The sequence below is a fragment of the Streptomyces peucetius genome (assembly GCF_025854275.1).
Lineage (GTDB): Bacteria > Actinomycetota > Actinomycetes > Streptomycetales > Streptomycetaceae > Streptomyces > Streptomyces peucetius_A.
The window spans coordinates 6,771,614-6,784,721 of the sequence record NZ_CP107567.1 but is presented as its reverse complement, the minus strand read 5'-3'; the positions used below and the strand labels follow the sequence as shown (position 1 = coordinate 6,784,721).

Genomic DNA, 13,108 nt, shown 5'->3' with positions numbered 1-13,108 from the left:
CAGGCAGCGCGAGGTGACGCCAAGTCCGAAAGGCAGCTCCCCCCAGGAACCCCCCTGCCCCCGCCACGCTGTTCTGGCAGACGAACAGAATGCGGCTGAAGCCTAACCCACCGTCAGACCCCGGAACATGTGCCGTGGATCACAGCGCGGCGATTCGGGCGTGTGCGCTTTCCCGTCGGGGATCTCGCGGCGCTGATGTCCGGCAGCCAGGAGAACTGCCGGTGAACGGGAGCTGGATTCCGGTGAATTCAAAGAATCCGCGGGCCTGAAACGACCGTCGCCGTTGCCGTCGTGGCCCGCGGAGACCTTGCGCGCGCGATGCGTGGCGCGGCGACGGGCAGCCCGTTCGCTCCGGCTCCGGCTCCGGTCCTGCTGACGGAGCACCGGGGGCGGCCGGGCTCTTCCGGTGCCCGGTCCCTACGGGTTGGTCGTCGAGACGACGTAGACCAGGGGACGGTCCGGGTCGGTCAGGTCGGCCACGATGTCCTGGCTCGGCCGCGGGTCCTTCTGGGTGTGGACGGTGCCGGCCCAGACCCGGTGCTCGAGGCCGAAGTTCCAGCCGACCACCCCGGCGTCGCGGTCACTGATGGTGATCTTGCCCTCCTCCAGTGCGGCGCGGCTGGTGCCGACTCCCTTCAGGAAGGCGTCGAGGCCCTCGGCGGAGGTGCGGAACTCCACGTAGAGGCGGCTGGTCTTCCAGTTGCTGGTCTCGAAGTAGGCGACGCCCGTGGAGCGCGCGGGGATCGGCACCTCGTAGATGCGGCGTTTCATCAGGGACGGCCAGAAGTCGCGCAGGCCCTCCGCGGCGGACTCCGCCGCCTTGTCGCGGCCGCTGGCACGGCTCTGCTCGGCGGAGATCGCCAGATAGCCGGCCGGGATGCCGATCAGCAGCACGATGACGATCGCGGTGATCCACCGGCGCACGATCATGTGGCGTCGGCCCTCGGGGGGCGGCGGGGTCTGCGGCGTCGGTCGGCGGGTGGTCAGCGTTGTCATGACGGGGGTTCCTGGGTGAGGCGTGCAGAGCTCGGACTGCGCAGGGCCTGCGCGTAGCGCTCGTAGCGCTCGTGGCGTTCCACGCGGCGGCGGTTGGCGCGGCGGAAGCGGCGTGCCACCAGCCGTGCGAGGTCGGCCGCGCCGACCATACCCGCTTCCGGACCGAGCTGGGCCTTGGCGATCCGGGCCTCGGGACGGTAGCCGCGGCCGGTCAGGTGGCGGCGGAACGCGTCCCTGGCGGGGCCGATCAGCAGGTCGTCGGCGGCGCTGACGCCGCCGCCGATGACGAAGCACGACGGGTCGAGGGCGGCGGCGAGGTTGGCGATGCCGACGCCGAGCCACTGGCCGATGTCCTGGAACAGCTCGACGCACATCGCGTCGCCCTCGCGGGCCAGCTCGGTGATCAGCGGCCCGGTGATGTCGTGGATGTTGCCGCCGACGCGGTCGATGATGCTGTAGGCGACCGGGGAGTCGGCGGCGGCCAGTTCTCGGGCCTCGCGGACCAGGGCGTTGCCCGAGCTGTACTGCTCCCAGCAGCCGCGGTTGCCGCACGGGCAGCGGTGGCCGCCCGGCACCACCTGCATATGGCCGAATTCGCCGGCGACGCCGAACTTGCCGCGCTTGACCTGGCCGTCCTCGAGGATCGCGCCGCCGATACCGGTGCCGAGCGTGATCATCACGATGTGGTCCTCGCCGCGCCCCGCGCCGAAGCGCCACTCCGCCCAGGCGGCGGTGTTGGCGTCGTTGTCGACGAGTACGGGGACGGCGAGACGGGCGGAGAGCGCGTCGCGCAGGGGCTCGTTCCGCCAGGCCAGATGGGGTGCGAAGAGGACCTTGGAGCGGTCCGCGTCGACCCAGCCGGCCGCACCGATGCCCACGGCGTGCACGTCGTGGCGGTCGGAGAGGTCGAGGACCAGCTCGCAGATGGTGTCCTCGACGACCTTGGGGCTCTTGGACTTGTCGGGGGTCTCGGTGCGGACCTTCTCGAGGATGACCCCGTCGGCGTCGACGACGCCCGCCATCACCTTGGTGCCGCCGATGTCGATGCCGACCGTGGGGACACGGGGCGCGGTGAGGTGCGAGCGCCGCTCCCGTGTGCCGACCGTCTTCAGGACGGTGGCGCGTGCGGTGCCTCGGTTCGTGAAGTCGCGGTACGTACTCAAGTCGTCCCTGCGGGTCGTGGTGGCCGGTCCGGGTCCTCGGCGGTGGGTCCGGGGCGGGTGGGGGTCCGGGCGGGCGGGGGCCGCCCCCTCGATGCTAGTAGGCGGGCGGGCCACGGCTCCAACCGTGCGCTACCCGGCGGGCCGGGTGCCGCCTGCCGGATGGCCGCCGAGGTGGGTGGGTCCGGGGGCGCGCTCCAGCTCGTGGCGCAGGTCCTCGAGCTCGTTGCCGCCCGCCATCTGCCGTGTGAGCTCGTCGAGTGTGACGGTCTCCTTGGTGTGGCTCGCCGACATGACACCGCGCTTGAGCAGCACGAAGCGGTCGCCGACCAGATAGGCGTGGTGCGGGTTGTGGGTGATGAGAACCACTCCCAGACCGGCGTCGCGGGCCGCGGCCACGTACTTCAGTACGACGCCGGACTGCTTGACCCCGAGCGCGGCGGTCGGCTCGTCCAGGATTAGCACCTTGGCGCCGAAGTAGACGGCGCGGGCGATCGCCACGCACTGCCGCTCGCCGCCGGACAGCGTCCCGATGGGCTGGTCGACGTCGCGCAGGTCGATGCCCATCCGCAGCAGCTCGGAGCGGGTGGTCTCACGCATGGTCTCGACGTCGAGGCGCTTGAAGGGCCCGGCGCCCCTGGTCGGCTCGGAGCCGAGGAAGAAGTTCCGCCACACCGGCATCAGCGGGACGACGGCCAGGTCCTGGTAGACGGTGGCGATGCCGCGGTCCAGCGCCTCGCGCGGGCTGGTGAGCGAGGTCTCCTCGCCCTCGATGCGCAGCGTGCCGGCGTCGTGCCGGTGCAGTCCCGCGATGATCTTGATCAGGGTGGACTTGCCCGCGCCGTTGTCCCCGAGGACGCAGGTGATCTCACCGGCGCGGCACTCGAGCGAGACGCCTTCGAGCGCCCGGACGTTGCCGTAGTACTTGCTGACTCCGTCGAGCTCGACAAGGGAACTCATCTAGGTGGTCGCCTCCGCACGCTTGCGTACCCATGCGTTGAGCAGGGTGGCCAGGAGGAGCATCGCTCCGAGGAAGAACTTGAACCAGTCCGGGTTCCACTCCGCGTAGACGATGCCCTTGCTGGTCATACCGAAGATCAGCGCGCCGACCGCGGAGCCGATCGCCGATCCGTAGCCGCCGGTGATCAGGCAGCCGCCGATGACCGCCGCGATGATGTACGTCAGCTCGTTGCCGACGCCCTCGCCGGACTGCACCACGTCGAACGAGAAGAGCAGGTGCTGTCCCGAGACCCAGGCGGCGAAGGCGACGCCCATGTACAGCAGGATCTTGGTCCGCTTGACGGGGACGCCCACCGCGCGGGCCGCGTCGGCGCCGCCGCCCACCGCGAAGATCCAGTTGCCGAACCGGGTGCGCAGCAGGATCCAGGTGGCGAGCGCGACCAGTACGAACCACCACACGATGGTCGCCTTGACGCTCGTGCCGCCGATGGTGAACTCGCCGAAGACGCTCGATGCGGACCCGAAGCCCTCCATGTCGCCGATCGCCTTGGTGGAGACCGTGCCGCTGATCAGCTTGGTCAGTCCGAGGTTCAGGCCCGTCAGCATCAGGAACGTGCCGAGCGTGATGATGAAGCTGGGCAGCCTGGTGCGGGTCAGCACGTAGCCGTTGAACGCGCCGAGCCCGAGCGTGAGCAGCAGCGAGACGAGCGCGCCGACCCAGACGTTGGCGGTCATCTGGTAGCTGAACATCGAGGAGATCAGCGCGGAGCTGGTCACCATCACACCCGCGGAGAGGTCGAACTCGCCGCCGATCATCAGCAGGGCGACGGGCACGGCCATGATGCCGAGCGTCGAGGCCGCGTACAGGACGGTGGCGAGGCTGGATGTCTGGAGGAAGGCGTCCGCGACGATCGAGAAGAAGACGAAAACGGCGAGGGCGCCGACGACCGAGCCCAGCTCCGGCCGGCCCATCAGCTTGCGCAGCGGCGAGGTGCCGAGCAGCCGCTCGTCCTGCTTCTCCGGTGTCCTGTCGGGTGTCGCCGTTGGTGCGGCCTGGCTCATCGGGTCCCCCGCTCCGTGTATTCCTGAAGCTCGGCGGCGTCCTTCTCGGTGATGATCTGCGGTCCGGTCAGGACCGGCCGTCCTCCGCCGAGCACGTCTGCGTTGTACCGGTACAGCCACAGCAGGTCCACGGCCTGGTAGCCCTGGAGGTACGGCTGCTGGTCGACGGCGAAGCCGAGCGAGCCCTGCCGCAGCCCTTCGGCCACCCTCGCGTTGAGGTCGAAGGTGTCGATCTCCGCCTCGGACCCCGCGTCCTCCTTGGCCTGGACGGCCGCGTCGGCGAAGGGCGCGCCGAGGGTGACGACCGCGTCGAGGGACTGGTCGGTCTGCAGCTTCGCCTCGATGGAGGCCTGGACGTCCGGCATGTTGGTGCCGTCGACGTACAGGTTCTGCATCTCGCCGTCGAAGGTCTTCTTCGCGCCGGCGCAGCGCTGCTCGTGGCCGACGTTGCCCTGCTCGTGCAGGACGCACAGGGCCTTCTTCCTGCCGCGCGCGTCGAGCTCGTCGCCGACGGCCTCGCCGGCGATCGTCTCGTCCTGGCCGATGTGGGTGAGGGCGCCGTAGGCCTTGGACTGCTCGGATCCGGAGTTCACCGTGATCACGGGGATGCCGGCCCTGGTGGCCTTGGCGACGACGGCTTTCATCGCCTCGGGCTTGGCGAGGGTGACGATCAGGCCGTCGACCTTCTTGGAGATGTAGGAGTCGACGAGCTGCGCCTGCTGCTGTCCCTCGTCGCTGTGGGCGTAGAGGAGGTTGATGTTGTCCTTGGCGGCGGCCTGCTCGGCGCCGTTCTGGACGATGTCCCAGAACGTGTCGCCGTCGCCCGAGTGCGTCACCATGGCGAAGGTCCAGCGAGGGGTGTTCACCGCGGCCTTCCCGGCCGCCGCCTGCGCCTTGCGGGCGTCCTCCGCGCGCTTGCCGCCGGTGCTGCTGCAGCCCGCGAGGGACGCTCCGAGTACGACCGCCAGCACCGCGCCCAGTGCGCGTACCCCTGTCCTTGCCCTTGCCACGACGTGGTGCCCTTCTTGCCGTACTCGCGTCCCTGCCTGTTGCGGCCGGCTCCGGGGCGAACCCGGCCGGCCGCCCAAGTATCGGTCATCGCTGGTCGCGGGGTCGGCAGCGGGGGCGGGCCGGCGGCCGGAGGGGCCGTGACGAGCGTGTTCACCGCGTACCGTCGGCCGTGAGCTTCTCGAGGGCCGGGACGTCCTTCTCGGTGACCAGGGCGGGGCCGGTGAGGATCGGCTTGCCGCCGCCGATCACGTTCCCGTTGACCTTGTTGAGCCACAGTTCGTCGACCGCGAGATAGCCCTGGAGGTAGGGCTGCTGGTCGACGGCGAAGGTGATCTCCTTGGCCTTCAGCCGCTTCACCACCTCGGCGTTGAGGTCGAACGTGCTGATCTCCGCCGCCGAGCCCGCCCCCTCCTTGGCCTTCACCGACGCCGCGGCGAACGGAGCGCCCAGGGTGACGACGGCGTCGATGTCCTCGGCGCTCTGCAGCTTCGCCTCGATGGACGAGGTGGTGGCGGGCATGTTGGTGCCCTCGACGTTGAGATTCTCCACCGTGCCGTCGAAGGTCTTCTTCACGCCGGCGCAGCGCGCCTCGAGGGAGACGTTGCCCTGTTCGTGGATGACGCAGAGCGCCTTCTTCTTCCCCTGCTTGCCGAGCTCCTCGCCGACGGCCTCACCGGCCACCGACTCGTCCTGTCCGATGTGGCTGAGCGCGCCGAGCCCCTTGGAGAACTCGGCCCCGGAGTTGATGGTGACGACGGGGATGCCCGCCGCGACGGCCTTCTTCACCACGTCGCTCACGGCTTCCGGCTTGGCGAGGGTGACGATGATCCCGTCGACCTTCTGGTCGATGTACGTCTGGACCAGCTGCGCCTGCTCCTTGCCCTCGGGGTGCGCCGCGTACAGGAAGTCGACGTTGTCCTTGCGGGCGGCGACCTTGGCGCCGGACTGGACGATGTCCCAGAAGGTGTCGCCCTGGCCGGAGTGCGTCACCATGGCGATCTTCATCCGGGGCGTCTTCGCGGCCTCGCCGCCTGCGCCGCCCCCGGCCGGCTTCTCGTCGGCCTCCTTGCCGCCGGAGCTGCTGCATCCGGCGACGACCGCCAGGGCGCATGCGGCGAGCAGGGCTGCTGCCGTGCGGGTGGTACGCATGGTGGGTCCGCCTTCTCTCCCGGCCGCCCGGTTGCGGCTGGGAGCGTTTCTACGGCGGCCCCGCGACCCCGTCAAGACTTTGTCCGAACATTCTTACCCGAGAGGTTCCTCGCCCTACGGGCGGACCAGGAGCTGGAACTCGAAGGCGTAGCGCGAGCCCCGGTAGACGTGGGAACCGAACTCGACCGCCCGTCCGGTGTCGTCGAAGGTGGCGCGCTCCATCGTCAGGAGCGGCGCCCCGGCCGGCTCGCCCAGCAGCTCGCCCTCCTCGGCCGTCGCCGCGCGGGCACCCACCGACTGGCGGGCACTGTGCAGGGTGATCCCGGCGGCGCGCATCATCCGGTACAGGCCGGTGGCCTCGAGCCGCTCGGTGTCGCATTCCAGCAGGCCGGCGGGGAGGTGGTTGCGCAGCCGGGCCATCGGCTCGCCGTGGGCGTATCGCAGCCGCTCGATCAGCCGGACGTCGCTGCCCTCCGGTACGCCGAGCGCGGCCGCGACCTCGGCGCCCGCGGGCTCGACGACGTTGTTCAGGACGACCGTGGCGGGCCGCTGGCCGGCCGCCTCCAGGTCGTCGTAGAGGCTGCTCAGCTCCAGCGGGCGCCGGACCTGGCTGTGCACGACCTGGGTTCCCACGCCCCGGCGGCGCACCAGCAGCCCCTTGTCGACCAGGGACTGGATCGCCTGGCGGACGGTCGGCCGGGACAGGCCGAGCCGGCTCGCGAGCTCGATCTCGTTGCCGAGCAGGCTGCCCGGGGTGAGGGTCCCCCGCTCGATGGCCGATTCCAGCTGCTGCGAGAGCTGGAAATAGAGCGGGACCGGGCTGGTGCGGTCCACGCTGAGCTGGAGCGACAGCGACGGTTCCGTCTCGTGTCTGGGCTGCTTGGGCACGTGAGGGAGCGTAGTCGCACGCCATGTTGACGGGAAGTCGTGAGGTTCGGTTGTCAGGACAAAGTCTTGACAGCGCGGCGGCCTCACCTCCACCTTTGGGCCATGCGCATCGGACTCATCGGGACGGGACGTATCGGCAGCTTTCACGCGGGCGTCCTCAGCCGCCATCGTGAGGTGGGTTCACTGGTCGTGGCGGACACCGACGCGGCCCGGGCCGCCGAGGTGGCCGACCGCTGCGGGGCCACCGCCGCACCCAGCGTCCACGAGGTATTCACCTGGGGCGTGGACGCGGTGGTGATCGCCTCGGCGACCGCCGCGCACTCCGACCTGATCGCCCGTGCCGCACGCGCGGGGCTCCCGACGTTCTGCGAGAAGCCGATCGCCCTGGACATGCCGGGCACGCTGGCCGCGCTGCGCGAGGTCGAGCAGGCGGGCACCGCGCTCCAGCTGGGCTTCATGCGGCGGTTCGACGCCGGGTACACCGCGGCCCGCGAGCTGGTGCGCTCCGGCCGGCTCGGCCGGCTGCACACGGTACGGGCCATCACCTCCGACCCGGCGCCGCCGCCCGCCGCGTATCTGCCGCTGTCGGGCGGGCTGTACCGGGACTGCCTGGTCCACGACTTCGACATCCTGCGCTGGGTGACGGGTCGGGAGATCACCGAGGTGTACGCGACCGGCTCCGACGCGGGCCACGCCATGTTCCGCGAGGCCGGCGACGTGGACACGGCGGCCGCGCTGCTCACCCTCGACGACGGGACGCTGGCCACGGCGACCGCGACCCGCTGCAACGGGGCGGGGTACGACGTACGGATGGAACTGGCCGGCGAGCTCGACCAGGTCGCGGTGGGCCTCGACGACCGTACGCCCATCAGCTCGACCGAGCCGCACGGCCTGCCGCCCGTCGACAAGCCGTGGCCGGGCTTCCTGGAGCGTTTCGCCCCGGCGTACGAGGCGGAGCTGGACGCGTTCGTGCGCCTGGTCGCGGGCGAGGCGGACAACGCCTGCGACGGCCGTGAGGCACTGACGGCGCTGCGGGTGGCGGAGGCGTGCGAGCTCTCGCGCCGCGAGCGGCGACCGGTCCGGCTGGAGGAGATCCCGGCGGGCTGACGGGCGGCCGGTCGCCCGGGGGCGCCTGCCGGGGCCGCGGCCCCGGCAGGCTATGGCCTGGCCCGGCCCGGCCCGGCTACCAGCGGACCGGCAGCCTCTCCGGCCCCCGGATGAGCATGCCGGTCCGCCACGGCAGGGCCGCCGGGTGGGCGTCCAGGGCGAGGTCCGGGCAGCGCTCCAGCAGCGACCGGATCGCGACGCGCGCCTCGAGGCGCGCCAGCGGCGCGCCCAGGCGGTAGTGCACCCCGTGGCCGAAGGCCAGATGGCCCCGGGCGTCGCGACGGATGTCGAAGCGCGCCGGGTCCGGGAACCGGGCCGGGTCACGGTCGGCGTCGGCGATGGCGACCAGCACGAGCTGCCCGCCGCCGGGGACGGTGGTGCCACCGACCTCGCAGGGCCGGGTGGTGAAGCGGTACGTGGGGGTCTCGACGGGGCCGTCCCAGCGGAGTGTCTCCTCCACGGCACCGTCGATGAGCGAGAGGTCCGCGCGCAGTGCCGCGAGTTGGCCGGGGTGGGTCAGCAGGGCGAGGACACCGTTGGAGATGAGGTTGACGGTCGTCTCGTGACCCGCGACGAGCAGCAGCCACGCCATGCCCAGCAGTTCCTCCGCGGTGAGCCGGTCCTCGTCGTCGGCCTGGTGGACGAGCGCGCTGATCAGGTCGTCGCCGGGCCGCTTGCGCTTGTCGTCCAGCAGTCCGGCCAGATAGCGCGTCATCGACGCGGTGGCCTGCGCTCGCAGCGCCGCGTCGGGCGAGGACACGGCGGTGTTCGACCAGTTCCTGAAGTCGACCCGGTCGGCGACCGGCACCCCCAGCAGCTCGCCGATGACGGCTATGGGCAGTGGGAAGGACAGCGCGTCGACGAGGTCGGCCCGCCCCAGGGGGACCATCCGGTCCAGCAGCCCGTCGGTGATCTCCCGCACCCGCGGGGCGAGCCGCTCGACCCGCCGCGTGGTGAACTCGCGGGCGACCAGCTTGCGTAACCGGGTGTGGCGCGGGGCGTCGGAGCTGAGCATCGTGACACCGGACGAGACCTGCGCGGCGCCCACGTCGGGCGCCGCGTTGCGCCACTCCTTCGACAGCGACTCGTCCGCGAGGGCGGCCCGGCCCGCCTCGTAGCCGACGATCAGCCAGGCGTCGTGGCCTTCCGGCATGCGTACGCGGTGCACGGGTCCGCGGGCGCGCAGGGCGGCGTAGACGGGGTACGGGTCGCGGGTGAATCCGTCGCCGAGCGCGGCGAGGTCGACGACTGCGGCGTCGGTGGCGTCAGTGGTCACGGCTTCCTCTCGGGTTGCGGGGCGGCGGACAGCACGGTGCCCTGCGCGACGGCGCAGAGGGTCTCGTCGCCGTCCGGGCCGGTGGTGAACAGGTCGCAGCGGACCACGGCCTGCCGCCGTCCGCTGTGCACGACGGCGGCACGGGCGAGAAGGCTCCGTCCGGTGGCGGGCCGGACGTACTGGACGGAGAACCCGCCGGTCAGCACCGCCGGTCCGAGCGTCGTCCCGGCGGCGAAGGTGATGGCGTTGTCGGCGGCGTAGGCGACGACACCGCCGTGCAGAAAGCCGTTCTGCTGGTGCAGTTCCTCGCCAATGTCCACTTCGAGCACCGCCTCCCCGTCCCCGAAAGCGGTGATCCGCGCCCCGACCAGTCTGCTGAACGGCTGGCTGTCGAGCACCTCGCGGGCCGTGTCGAGTTCAAGTCCGGTCATGCGCGGGCTCCTTGGCCGAGTCGGTGCGTGCGGTCCGCCGAGCAGCGTACGGAGTAGGGCGGGTGCCCTACCAGCGCACCGGGAGCCGTCGTACGCCGCGCATCTGGAGGCCCGGAGGCCCCTCTTGCGCGCCCGCCGTACCGTCCGCCGCGGCCGGGCCCTGCCCCGGTCGCCGGGCAGCTCCGGGTCGAGGGGGTCGGACATGGCCGACGGCAGCAGCCATGGGTACTCCGTGCGCGTCATGTCGACAAAGCTGGGCAACGCCGGGGCCAGCCGGGACTGGCACTCCCTGCCTTCGCCGTACTTGCCGTCCAGGGTGTACGGGAGGAGCAGCAGTACGCCGAACCACACCCACAGCAGCGCCGCCACGGACAGCAGGGCGAAGCCCCAGGTCTGCGTCCGCTTGGCGCGGTTGCGGAAGGCCATGTCGTACTGAAGCGATCGCATGGGCTTCGAAGTCAGCAGTCGGCCCGGGCGGCGGCGCGGCGGCCCCAGGTCGTCCCGGTGAGCACGAGCGCCGCGCCCAGCAGACCGGCCGGGCCGAGGTGTTCGCCGCCGAGGGTGATGCCGGCCGCGGCGGCCCACAGCGGCTCGGTGCCGAGCAGCAGACTGACGCGGGACGGCGAGGTGCGCCGCACCGCCCACATCTGCACGAAGAACGCGAACAAGGTGCAGAACAGGGACAGGAACACCAGCCCCACCCATTCGCGCGGCCCGAAGCCGACCGCCACGGCCCACGGTGACGTCCCACTGCCGGGCAGGCCGGCGAGCACGGCGAACACCGCGACGGCCGCGCCGAGTTGGACGGTCGTCAAGGAGAGCGAGTCGGCGCCGAGCACCGCCTTGATCCTCGCCATGGCCAGCACATGGACGGTGCGGACCACGGCGGCCAGCAGCATCAGCAGGTCGCCCGTGGACGGGGTGGTGACACCCGCGCCCTGGGTCAGCAGCAGCACTCCGGCGACCGAGACGGCGGCCGCGGCGAGGAAGGACGCGGACGGCCGCCGCCGGACCACGGCCGCCTCCGCGAGCGGGGTGAGGATCATGGTGAGACTGATGATGAGCCCGGCGTTGGTGGCGGAGGTGTTCACGACGCCGTAGGTCTCGAGCAGGAAGACGGCGCTCAGGATCAGTCCGAGCAGCGCCGCGCCCCGCCACTGGGCGGCGGTCAGCGCCCGCAGCCTGCGCCGCCCGGCGAGGGCGAGCGCCGGCAGGACGAGGGCGAACCGCAGGACGAGGACGGCGACGACGGTGTGGGTGGTGGTGATGCCCTTGGCCGCGAGGTAGCTGGCGCCCCACACGACGGCGACGAGCAGCACCGGCAGATCGGTGAGCCAGGCGCGGCGCGGTGCGAGCGCGGGCGCGGGTACGGCGATCGACGACACCGGGTCTCCTGGGGTGCGGCAGGGGTGGAGACGTCGGCGGCTCCCACGGGGGGCGATCACCGTACCGGGGAGGGACGTGTGGCTGCTACATGTTTCCCTCAGTAGCTGCCGTACGTCGGCCGGCCCGCCAGTTCGTACGTGTGGATGGCGGCTCCGGCTCCGGTGGTGCGCGCCTCGACGTGCCTGAACGCGGTGGGGGTCGCGCCTTCCGCGAAAAGGTGCATGCCCTTGCCGAGCACCACGGGGAAGACGACCAGGTGCAGCGTGTCGATCAGGTCGTGTTTCATCAGGGACCGGGCGAGGCCTCCGCTGCCGTGCATCTGGAGTTCCCCGTCGGTGTGCTCCTTGAGCGCGGTGACCTCCTCGACGAGGTCGCCACCGATGATCGTCGAGTTGGCCCAGTCGGCCGACTCGAGCGTGGTCGAGGCGACGTACTTGGGCAGGGAGTTGAGCTTGGACGCGACCGGGTCGGCGGGGTCGGTCTGCTTGGGCCAGTAGCTCGCGAAGATTTCGTAGGTGCGGCGGCCGAGGAGGAAGGCGCCGACCCGGCCGAAGACCTCGTCGATGAACTTCCCGAAGTCCTCGTCGCCGTACGGCACCGACCAGCCACCGAGGTCGAAGCCGCCGCGGGTGTCCTCCTCGGGTCCGCCGGGGGCCTGGTAGACGCCGTCGAGGGTGAGGAACTGGGTGAGGCTGAGCTTCGCCATGATTCTTCCGCCTTTCATCCCGTTTCGTCGGGTTTCGATGAGTGTCACAGCTCTGACCGCGCGGGGCCTTCGAACTCATCGGTGCGCCGAGCGTGATGTCCGATCACCGCCAGCACGGAGCCTGAGGAACCGATGTGATTGAAGCCGCAACCACTTAACGGATGACGGAGGCTTCGATGAACGGCAAGGTGGCTCTGGTGACCGGCGGCAGCCGCGGGATCGGCGCGGCGACCGCACTGCGCCTGGCCCGCGGCGGCGCCGATGTGGCGATCACCTATGTGGCGGGGAAGGACGCCGCGGAGGAGGTCGTCCGGCGGATCGAGGCGGCAGGCCGGCGCGGCCTGGCGCTGCGCGCCTACTCGGGCGACGCGGCCGAGGCCGCCGAGGCGGTGGCCCGCACCGCCGATGCCCTCGGCGGGCTCGACATCCTCATCAACAACGCGGGCGTGGGTGTGCTCGGGCCGCTGGAGAACATCGCGGTCACCGACGTGGACCGGGTGCTCGGGGTGAACGTACGGGGCACCTACCTCACGTCCCGCGCGGCCGCCGCCCGCATGGGGAGCGGCTCGCGCATCATCACGATAGGCACCTGCATGCCCCAGCGCGTCCCCGGCCCCGGCGGCACCCTCTGCGCGATGAGCAAAACGGCGCTGACCGGCCTGACGAAGGCTCCCCCTGGCTTCGCCGGGAGGTACCCCCAGGCACGGGAGTTGGGTGGGCGGGGCATCACCGCGAACATCGTCCACCCGGGCCCGATCGACACCGACATGAACCCGGCGGACGGCCCGTACGCGGAGCCGCAGAAGGCGGACACGGCACTGGGCCGCTTCGGCGCCCCGGACGAGGTCGCGTCGACGGTCGCCTATCTGGCGGGCGACGAGGCGGCGTACGTCACGGGCGCGGAGTTCTCCGTGGACGGCGGCCACGCGGCCTGAGCGATACCCTCGCGCACGCCTCGCCGCCGGCGCGGTGTGCG

General features: G+C 71.5%; 13 protein-coding genes. 2 read left to right on the top strand and 11 right to left on the bottom strand.

Annotated features, from left to right (window positions below; genetic code table 11):
• Positions 1-417 precede the first annotated feature (417 nt).
• From OGH68_RS30700 to OGH68_RS30670, 7 genes are all read right to left on the bottom strand, one after another.
• Positions 418-996 (bottom strand): hypothetical protein, encoded by a 579-nt coding sequence (locus tag OGH68_RS30700; protein ID WP_264248552.1) that lies wholly within the window; start codon positions 994-996, stop codon positions 418-420.
• A complete protein-coding gene (locus OGH68_RS30695) occupies positions 993-2,159 on the bottom strand; it encodes an ROK family glucokinase (RefSeq protein WP_264248550.1) in 1,167 nt (388 codons plus the stop codon). Before OGH68_RS30695 ends, OGH68_RS30700 begins: the two co-directional genes overlap by 4 nt.
• Positions 2,160-2,288: 129 nt before the next feature.
• A complete protein-coding gene (locus OGH68_RS30690; protein WP_264248549.1) occupies positions 2,289-3,116 on the bottom strand; it encodes an ATP-binding cassette domain-containing protein in 828 nt (275 codons plus the stop codon).
• Complete coding sequence (locus OGH68_RS30685; protein ID WP_264248547.1) at positions 3,117-4,178, bottom strand: ABC transporter permease; 1,062 nt, start codon at positions 4,176-4,178, stop codon at positions 3,117-3,119. It abuts the gene before it with no gap.
• Positions 4,175-5,188 carry a sugar ABC transporter substrate-binding protein gene (locus OGH68_RS30680; RefSeq protein ID WP_264248546.1) on the bottom strand — a complete coding sequence of 338 codons (1,014 nt, stop codon included), beginning with the start codon at positions 5,186-5,188 and terminating at the stop codon, positions 4,175-4,177. The genes OGH68_RS30685 and OGH68_RS30680 overlap by 4 nt, the downstream gene beginning before the upstream one ends.
• Positions 5,189-5,339: 151 nt before the next feature.
• Entirely contained in the window at positions 5,340-6,338 is a 999-nt protein-coding gene (locus OGH68_RS30675; protein ID WP_264248544.1) for a sugar ABC transporter substrate-binding protein, read from the bottom strand.
• Between the two features lie 114 nt (positions 6,339-6,452).
• Positions 6,453-7,172: a GntR family transcriptional regulator gene (locus OGH68_RS30670; RefSeq protein WP_319020280.1), complete on the bottom strand. Its 720-nt coding sequence runs from the start codon at positions 7,170-7,172 to the stop codon at positions 6,453-6,455.
• Positions 7,173-7,328: 156 nt separating this feature from the next.
• Between OGH68_RS30670 and OGH68_RS30665 the strand changes: the two genes are divergently transcribed.
• On the top strand, positions 7,329-8,333 hold the full coding sequence (locus OGH68_RS30665; protein WP_264248543.1) for a Gfo/Idh/MocA family oxidoreductase: 1,005 nt from the start codon (positions 7,329-7,331) through the stop codon (positions 8,331-8,333).
• 76 nt (positions 8,334-8,409) lie between these two features.
• On the opposite strand, the gene OGH68_RS30660 is transcribed toward OGH68_RS30665, so the two are convergent.
• The 4 genes from OGH68_RS30660 to OGH68_RS30645 all read right to left on the bottom strand — a co-directional run bounded on the left by OGH68_RS30660 (position 8,410) and on the right by OGH68_RS30645 (position 12,132).
• Entirely contained in the window at positions 8,410-9,609 is a 1,200-nt protein-coding gene (locus OGH68_RS30660; RefSeq protein WP_264248542.1) for a cytochrome P450 family protein, read from the bottom strand.
• Complete coding sequence (locus OGH68_RS30655) at positions 9,606-10,040, bottom strand: PaaI family thioesterase (protein ID WP_264250365.1); 435 nt, start codon at positions 10,038-10,040, stop codon at positions 9,606-9,608. Before OGH68_RS30655 ends, OGH68_RS30660 begins: the two co-directional genes overlap by 4 nt.
• 458 nt (positions 10,041-10,498) lie before the next feature.
• Positions 10,499-11,425 (bottom strand): DMT family transporter, encoded by a 927-nt coding sequence (locus tag OGH68_RS30650; protein WP_264248540.1) that lies wholly within the window; start codon positions 11,423-11,425, stop codon positions 10,499-10,501.
• A gap of 98 nt (positions 11,426-11,523) precedes the next feature.
• A complete protein-coding gene (locus OGH68_RS30645; RefSeq protein ID WP_264248538.1) occupies positions 11,524-12,132 on the bottom strand; it encodes a dihydrofolate reductase family protein in 609 nt (202 codons plus the stop codon).
• 176 nt (positions 12,133-12,308) lie between these two features.
• On the opposite strand from OGH68_RS30645, the gene OGH68_RS30640 reads away from it, so the two are divergent.
• On the top strand, positions 12,309-13,067 hold the full coding sequence (locus tag OGH68_RS30640; protein WP_264248537.1) for an SDR family oxidoreductase: 759 nt from the start codon (positions 12,309-12,311) through the stop codon (positions 13,065-13,067).
• Positions 13,068-13,108 lie beyond the last annotated feature (41 nt).

Bases quoted from the DNA above. Each gene is read 5' to 3' on its own strand.
- OGH68_RS30675 (WP_264248544.1), bottom strand. From the start codon at position 6,338: ATGCGTACCACCCGCACGGCAGCAGCCCTGCTCGCCGCATGCGCCCTG.
- OGH68_RS30640 (WP_264248537.1), top strand. From the start codon at position 12,309: ATGAACGGCAAGGTGGCTCTGGTGACCGGCGGCAGCCGCGGGATCGGC.
- OGH68_RS30655 (WP_264250365.1), bottom strand. From the start codon at position 10,040: ATGACCGGACTTGAACTCGACACGGCCCGCGAGGTGCTCGACAGCCAG.
- OGH68_RS30685 (WP_264248547.1), bottom strand. From the start codon at position 4,178: ATGAGCCAGGCCGCACCAACGGCGACACCCGACAGGACACCGGAGAAG.
- OGH68_RS30700 (WP_264248552.1), bottom strand. From the start codon at position 996: ATGACAACGCTGACCACCCGCCGACCGACGCCGCAGACCCCGCCGCCC.
- OGH68_RS30690 (WP_264248549.1), bottom strand. From the start codon at position 3,116: ATGAGTTCCCTTGTCGAGCTCGACGGAGTCAGCAAGTACTACGGCAAC.
- OGH68_RS30645 (WP_264248538.1), bottom strand. From the start codon at position 12,132: ATGGCGAAGCTCAGCCTCACCCAGTTCCTCACCCTCGACGGCGTCTAC.
- OGH68_RS30665 (WP_264248543.1), top strand. From the start codon at position 7,329: ATGCGCATCGGACTCATCGGGACGGGACGTATCGGCAGCTTTCACGCG.